Genomic DNA, 6,196 nt, shown 5'->3' with positions numbered 1-6,196 from the left:
GTCAATCCGGCAGGGGCGCCCAAAATTTTCAGCGTGCGGCAAAGAAAGGCCTCACACGTTTTTTGCCGCGCCTAGCGGGTGCAAAATCAAAGTCAGCCTGGCTTATACAATCATGCGCTCAATTCCTCTTGAAACTGTAGCAACCTGTGAATTTGGGCTGTTGCATCTGGCTTGACAATCTATAAATTTCAGAAAAGGGTGAGGGGGTTATTCCCATATTGTGCAAAGTAAAGTCTCTTGGCCACTCTATAGAGGTAGCTAGTCGGAGTTTGGGGCTCAATCGTAAACTCAAGCAATATGTATCATAGTGGTCCCCAACTGGAGGACCCCTATCTTATATGCGCTCTATGCAGATACTCGGGTTCCTGCGGGTCGGAGCCCCGTTTTTCTCACAGGAACCTTCCGGTTATGCTTGCCCCGCAGTCCTTGATCTCGCGAGGCGTTCCGCGGGCCACGATTCTGCCGCCGTCCTCCCCCCCGCCGGGCCCCATGTCGACGATGTAGTCCGCGCTGCGGATAACGTCCAGATCGTGTTCGATGACGACGACCGTCGCCCCGTTGTCCATGAGCGCCCGGAACACGCCGAGCAGCGTCCGGACGTCCAGGGGATGCAGCCCGATCGTGGGCTCGTCGAAGACGAACAGGGAGTCGGACTGCGCCCTGCCCATCTCGCCCGCCAGCTTCAGCCTCTGGGCCTCTCCGCCGGAGAGGCCGGGCGTCTCCTCGCCAAGCGTCAAATACCCGAGGCCCAGGCTTTGCAGCACCCTCAGCTTCGGAAAGACGTTTTTCATATCCCGGCAGAAATCCAGGGCGGCATTCACATCCATGTCCATAAGTTCCGGCAGAGAACGGGCCTCGCCCGCCCGGTTCGTGTGCCTCACGCCGTAGGCCGCCCTCGCGTACCGCGATCCCCGGCAGTCCGGGCAGGGAATGTCCACGTCCGGCAGAAACTGCACGTCGAGGCTGATCGATCCTGTGCCGTCGCACACGGGACAGCGCAGGTCCCCGGTGTTGTAGGAAAAATCTCCGGCCTTGAAGCCGCGCCGCCTCGCATCCTCCGTTCGGGCGTATATCCTGCGGAGCTCGTCGTGGAGATTGGCGTAGGTCGCAACGGTGGAGCGGATGTTGATCCCTATGGGCGCAGCATCGATCAGCTTGACGCGGCCGATCCCCGGGGCGTCGACCGCAAGCACGTGCTCCGGCAGCCTCCTCCCCTGCGTCGCCGCCTCCAGCGCCGGGACGAGGCTCTCAAGCACCATCGTCGTCTTGCCGGAGCCGGAGACGCCCGTCACGACCGTCAGCCTTCCCCTGGGCAGTTCGACCTCGAGCGGCTTTACGGTGTGTATCCGCGCGGTGGAGAGGCGTATCCGCCCCTCCTCGAACGTCCGGCCATCGGTGCGGTCCTCCCCGAGACCGGCCGCCCCCGACAGAAAAGGGCCGATCTGCGAGTTTTCGTTCCCCACGATGTCGTCGATCGTCCCCTCCGCGATCACCCGTCCGCCGTCGGCGCCCGCCTGCGGCCCCATCTCGATCAGCCAGTCCGCCTCCCTCAGGATCTGCGTATCGTGATCGACGAGCAGGACGGAGTTGCCGTCCGCCACCAGGTCGTGCATGACGCCGTTCAGGCCCACGATGTTCGACGGGTGCAGCCCGACGGACGGCTCGTCGAGGACGTACAGCACGCCCGTCGTCCTGTTCCGCACCGCGCGGGCAAGCTGCATCCTCTGGCGCTCCCCCGTGGAGAGCGTGGAGGCCGCCCGGTCGAGGGACAGGTAGGAGAGCCCCAGGTCCCTCAAGCGCCTCGCCACGGTGTGGAACGACTCGCAGATGCTGTCCGCCATGGGCCGCATCTCCTCCGGCAACGAGCCGGGGACGCCGTTCACCCATTCGACGAGCTCCGACAGGGGCAGCCGGCAGACTCCGTCGAGGGAGACGCCGCGCACCCTCGGCGCCCTCGCGGCCTCCGACAGGCGCGTTCCGCCGCACTCGGGGCAGACAGCCTCCTTCAAAAACTTCTCCACCCGCTTCATGCCCTTTTCGTCCTTCACCTTCGCGAGCGCATTTTCGACGGTATAGACGGCGTTGTAGTAGGTGAAGTCCATCTCCCCCGCCACGTTGGAGCTCTTCGCCTTGTACAGGATATGCTTTTTCTCGGCGGGGCCATGGTAGACGATGTCCTTCTCCCCGTCCGTCAGGTCCCTGAAGGGCACGTCCGTCCTCACGCCCATCGCCCGGCAGACGTCCGTCATGAGAGACCACATCAGGCTGTTCCAGGGAGCCACCGCGCCCTCGTCGATGGTCAGGGATTCGTCGGGGACAAGGGTGGATTCGTCGACGGTCCGCACCGTCCCCGTTCCGCCGCAGTTCCTGCAGGCCCCCTGGCTGTTGAAGGCCAGCTCCTCGGCCGAGGGCGCGTAAAAACGCTCGCCGCAAGTCGGGCACGTCAGTTCCCGCTCCGCCGCGACGGCCAGGGTCGGCTCCAGGCGGTGGCCGTTGGGACACACGTGGTTCGCAAGGCGGGAAAACATCAGGCGGATGCCGTTCAGCAGCTCCGTCCCCGTGCCGAAGGTGGAACGGATGCCGGGGACGCCCGGCCTTTGATGCAGGGCCAGGGACGCCGGGACGTAAAGGACCTCGTCCACGTCCGCCTTTGCCGCCTGCGTCATCCTCCTCCTCGTGTAGGCGGACAGGGCGTCCAGATAGCGCCGGGAGCCCTCCGCGTACAGGACGCCGAGGGCCAGAGAGGACTTGCCGGACCCCGAAACCCCGGCTATCCCTACGATTTTATTCAGCGGAACATCCACGTCGATGTTCTTCAGGTTGTGCACCCGCGCGCCGCGGACCTGGATTTTTTGGGGCGCCCCCCTGTCGTCTCTCATGGCAGTCATCCTCTTTCATCCTCGTCTCCCCGCCGACGAAAAATCCTGGCCTTTCCTGCCCCCCTGGACATCGTGATGCAGAGAGGTCCGAAACCCCTTACGAACGCCTGGCCGGCTGGAGTACCCACAGATTTTCTCACCAGGGATCGAGCCGCCGGTTGCCGGGAGGTTCGCGAGGCCTGCTCCAATTATAGGAAACCCGCATTGACAACTCAACTTCCGCAGCAAAACCCGACGCGAGGGGCTTCATCAGGGAGGCCTCATGGAGCGAATCGATATTTTTCCGAAGCGAATGATTTTTTGAAAGAATACGGTTACAATAGGGGCGGCCCCGAGAGGGGGCGTCTCCGCGAACGGGCGGTTCGCCGATTGCCGCCGCGGGATCGGGGCGGGGAGCGGCAGGCGCCGCAGAGGCGGAGTTCATATCGAATGGGGTTTATAGCGAATGAAAGAGGTGTTCGAGGTGAAGCAAGTCCGGTTGTTTTCCTCCGCGTTGATTCTCGGGATATTCCTGGCGTTTTTGGGCGTCTCGCCGCTGGACGCGGCCGAGGAGACGCGCCGCATCGTGGATATGGGGGGAACCGAGGTCGTCCTGCCCAAGGACGTCAAGACCGTGATCGACCTGTGGCACGCCAACAACCAGGTGGTCCTCCTCCTGGGCGGGGCGGACAAGCTCGTCGGGACGACGTCGATCATCAAGGAGCTGCCGTGGTTCGCCCAAGTCTATCCCAGGATCGGGGAGATCAAGCCCTACGCGATATCCTCGGGCTCCGGGAACTTCAACACCGAGGAGGTGCTGAAGGCGAACGCCGACGTGGTCATCACCTCCAGTGCCAAGGATGCCGAGGTGCTGCGCAATGCCGGCGTCACGACGGTCCTGGTGACCTTCCGCGACTTCGAGGGGCTCAAGGAGACCGTGCGCGTCACGGCCCGGACCCTGGGCGGCGGCGCGGAGGAGAGGGCGGAGGCGTTCATCCGCTACTTCGACGGGAACCTCGAGCTGATCGGGGAACGGCTCGCCGGCCTGAAGGACTCGGACCGGCCGAAGGTCTATCAGATCCGCGGCTCGAACCCCCTCGAGACCGACGGCAGGGTCAGCATCTGCACCGAGTGGATCGAGGCGGCGGGGGGCATCAACGCCATCGCCCACATCACGGACAAGAACCAGGGTTCCGTCACGATGGAGGAGCTCCTGAACGCCGATCCCGACGTCATCATCGTCGCAACCCGCAAGGCCGGACCCATCATCGAGCAGCTCCGCAAGGCCCCCGAGTGGTCGGCGCTCCGGGCCGTCCGGGAGGGCAGGATCTATCCCAACCCGGTGGGGACCTTCCTCTGGAGCCGCTACAGCTGCGAGGAGGCCCTGCAGGTCCTCTGGGTCGCCCAGCTGCTGCACCCCGACAAATTCAAGGACATCGATATGAACGCGGAGGTCCGAAAGTTCTACAAGACTTTCTACGACTACGACATGACGGAGGACGAGGCACGGCGGATGCTCGCGGGACTCGACCCTCGATGACGCGGAACAAAAAGGTTCCGGCCCTCGCGATTCTCGCGGTGCTCACCGCGGCGGCGGGGGTGGGGGCCCTCTGCGCCGGGCGCTATGTCGTCAGCGTCCGGGACGTGTTCCGGGTGATCGTCTCCAGGTGGGTTCCGATGGAGCCCACCTGGGGCCCGACCGTCGAGAAGGTGGTCCTTCTGATCCGCCTGCCCCGCCTCGCGGCGGCCCTCCTCGTCGGGAGCTGCCTCGCGGTCTCCGGGGCAACCTATCAGAGCATCTTCAAGAATCAGCTCGCGGCCCCCGAACTGCTCGGGGTCTTCCAGGGCTCCTGCGTCGGGGCCGCCGCCGCCATCCTCCTCGGGGCGGGGTCGTTCTTCGTGCAGGCCTCGGCCCTGTGCGGCGGCATTCTGTCCGTGGTCGTCGCGACCCTCATCACGCGCTTCTTCAGGAGCGATTCGAGCGCCATCCTGGTCCTGTCCGGGGTGATCGTTTCCGGCGTCATGCGCTCCGTGCTCGGGATGCTGAAGTACGCCATGGACACGGAGACGCAGCTTCCCTCGATAACCTACTGGGAGCTGGGAAGCCTTTCCGACATGACCTTTCAGAAGCTCCTTCCGGTCCTTCCGGGCATGGCCGTCGCCATGGCGGTGCTGTTCGCCATGCGCTGGCAGTTCAACCTGCTCTCGCTGGGCGACGGCGAGGCCCGCTCCCTGGGCGTCAACGTCGCGGCGGTGCGCGGGGTCACCGTGGCCTGCGCCACGATGCTGACGAGCTGCGCGGTCTGCCTGTCGGGGACCATCGCCTGGGTCGGACTGGTGATCCCCTACTTCGGAAGGCTCGTTGCCGGTCCCGACAGCGTGAGGCTGACGCCGATCGCGGCCCTCATGGGGGCCCTTTTCCTGGTCATCGTCGATACCGCCGCGCGCTCCCTCGCGGGGGTGGAGATCCCCCTGAGCATCCTCACGGGGTTCGTCGGAGCCCCCATCTTCATCACCATGCTGTACCGGCAGAGGCGGAGCGTGAAATGAGCGTGCTGGAGGTCCGGGAAGCATCGTTCGCCTACGGCCGGCGCGAGGTCTTTCACGACGTCTCGTTCTCCCTTCGTCAGGGGCAGGTCCTGTCCGTCATCGGCCCCAACGGGTCCGGGAAATCGACGCTCCTCAACTGCCTTGCGGGCCTGCTGAGGCCGCGGACGGGGGAGATTTTTCTGGACGGCAGGTCCCAAAGGGCGCTGCGTGCCCGGGACATCGCAAAGATCGTGGGCTACGTCCCGCAGAACCAGGCGTTCGTGTACGGCTACACCGTGCGCGACTTCGTGGTGATGGGGAGGGCCTCGTACATCGGGGTTCTGGCGAAGCCGGGCAGGCGGGATTACGAGATGGCCGACGCCACCATCGAGGCCATGGGCATCGCACACCTCTCCGGCAGCCCCTGCACGGAGATCAGCGGAGGGGAACGGCAGCAGGCCTCCATTGCCCGGGTCATGGTCCAGAGCCCCCGCGTCGTCATGATGGACGAGCCGACCTCCGCGCTCGACTTCGGGAACCAGATGCGCGTCATCGGGATGATCCGGAGGCTCGCCTCGGAGGGATACGCGGTCATCATGACCACGCACACGCCGGACCACGCAATCATGCTGAACGACACGGTGGCCCTGCTCGACCGTTCCGGCGCCCTGAGGGTGGGCGGCACGGACGAGATCCTGCGGGAGGACCTGCTGAGCGAGGTCTACCGCACGGACGTCAGGATGGTCTACGTGAAGGAGGTCGGCAGGATGGCCTGCCTCGCCTCGAACCCGGACGCCCGGCCCTGACCC

Annotated in this window: 4 protein-coding genes; 3 read left to right on the top strand and 1 reads right to left on the bottom strand. The window is 64.9% G+C overall.

All coding sequences use genetic code 11. The features are described from left to right. Positions 1–389: 389 nt before the first annotated feature. The gene (locus Q0176_RS02665) at positions 390–2,888 is read right to left on the bottom strand and encodes an excinuclease ABC subunit UvrA (RefSeq protein WP_299298992.1); all 2,499 of its coding nucleotides are present in this window, start codon (positions 2,886–2,888) and stop codon (positions 390–392) included. 436 nt (positions 2,889–3,324) lie between these two features. Here Q0176_RS02665 and Q0176_RS02660 point away from each other — a divergent pair, with 436 nt between their 5' ends. Genes Q0176_RS02660 through Q0176_RS02650 form a run of 3 tightly spaced genes read left to right on the top strand, consistent with a single transcriptional unit; the run spans position 3,325 to position 6,193 of the window. Continuing rightward, entirely contained in the window at positions 3,325–4,398 is a 1,074-nt protein-coding gene (locus tag Q0176_RS02660) for an ABC transporter substrate-binding protein (protein ID WP_299298990.1), read from the top strand. Continuing rightward, on the top strand, positions 4,395–5,408 hold the full coding sequence (locus tag Q0176_RS02655) for an iron ABC transporter permease (RefSeq protein ID WP_299298988.1): 1,014 nt from the start codon (positions 4,395–4,397) through the stop codon (positions 5,406–5,408). The genes Q0176_RS02660 and Q0176_RS02655 overlap by 4 nt, the downstream gene beginning before the upstream one ends. Then, entirely contained in the window at positions 5,405–6,193 is a 789-nt protein-coding gene (locus Q0176_RS02650) for an ABC transporter ATP-binding protein (RefSeq protein ID WP_299298986.1), read from the top strand. The genes Q0176_RS02655 and Q0176_RS02650 overlap by 4 nt, the downstream gene beginning before the upstream one ends. The last annotated feature ends 3 nt before the right edge of the window (positions 6,194–6,196 follow it).

It is taken from the genome of uncultured Fretibacterium sp. (assembly GCF_938040765.1).
Classification (GTDB): domain Bacteria; phylum Synergistota; class Synergistia; order Synergistales; family Aminobacteriaceae; genus CAJPSE01.
This window is presented reverse-complemented; position numbering and strand designations above follow the sequence as displayed.

Excerpts from the sequence above, each read along its gene's own strand:
- Q0176_RS02665 (WP_299298992.1), bottom strand. The coding sequence starts at position 2,888 with ATGACTGCCATGAGAGACGACAGGGGGGCGCCCCAAAAAATCCAGGTC.
- Q0176_RS02655 (WP_299298988.1), top strand. The coding sequence starts at position 4,395 with ATGACGCGGAACAAAAAGGTTCCGGCCCTCGCGATTCTCGCGGTGCTC.
- Q0176_RS02650 (WP_299298986.1), top strand. The coding sequence starts at position 5,405 with ATGAGCGTGCTGGAGGTCCGGGAAGCATCGTTCGCCTACGGCCGGCGC.
- Q0176_RS02660 (WP_299298990.1), top strand. The coding sequence starts at position 3,325 with ATGAAAGAGGTGTTCGAGGTGAAGCAAGTCCGGTTGTTTTCCTCCGCG.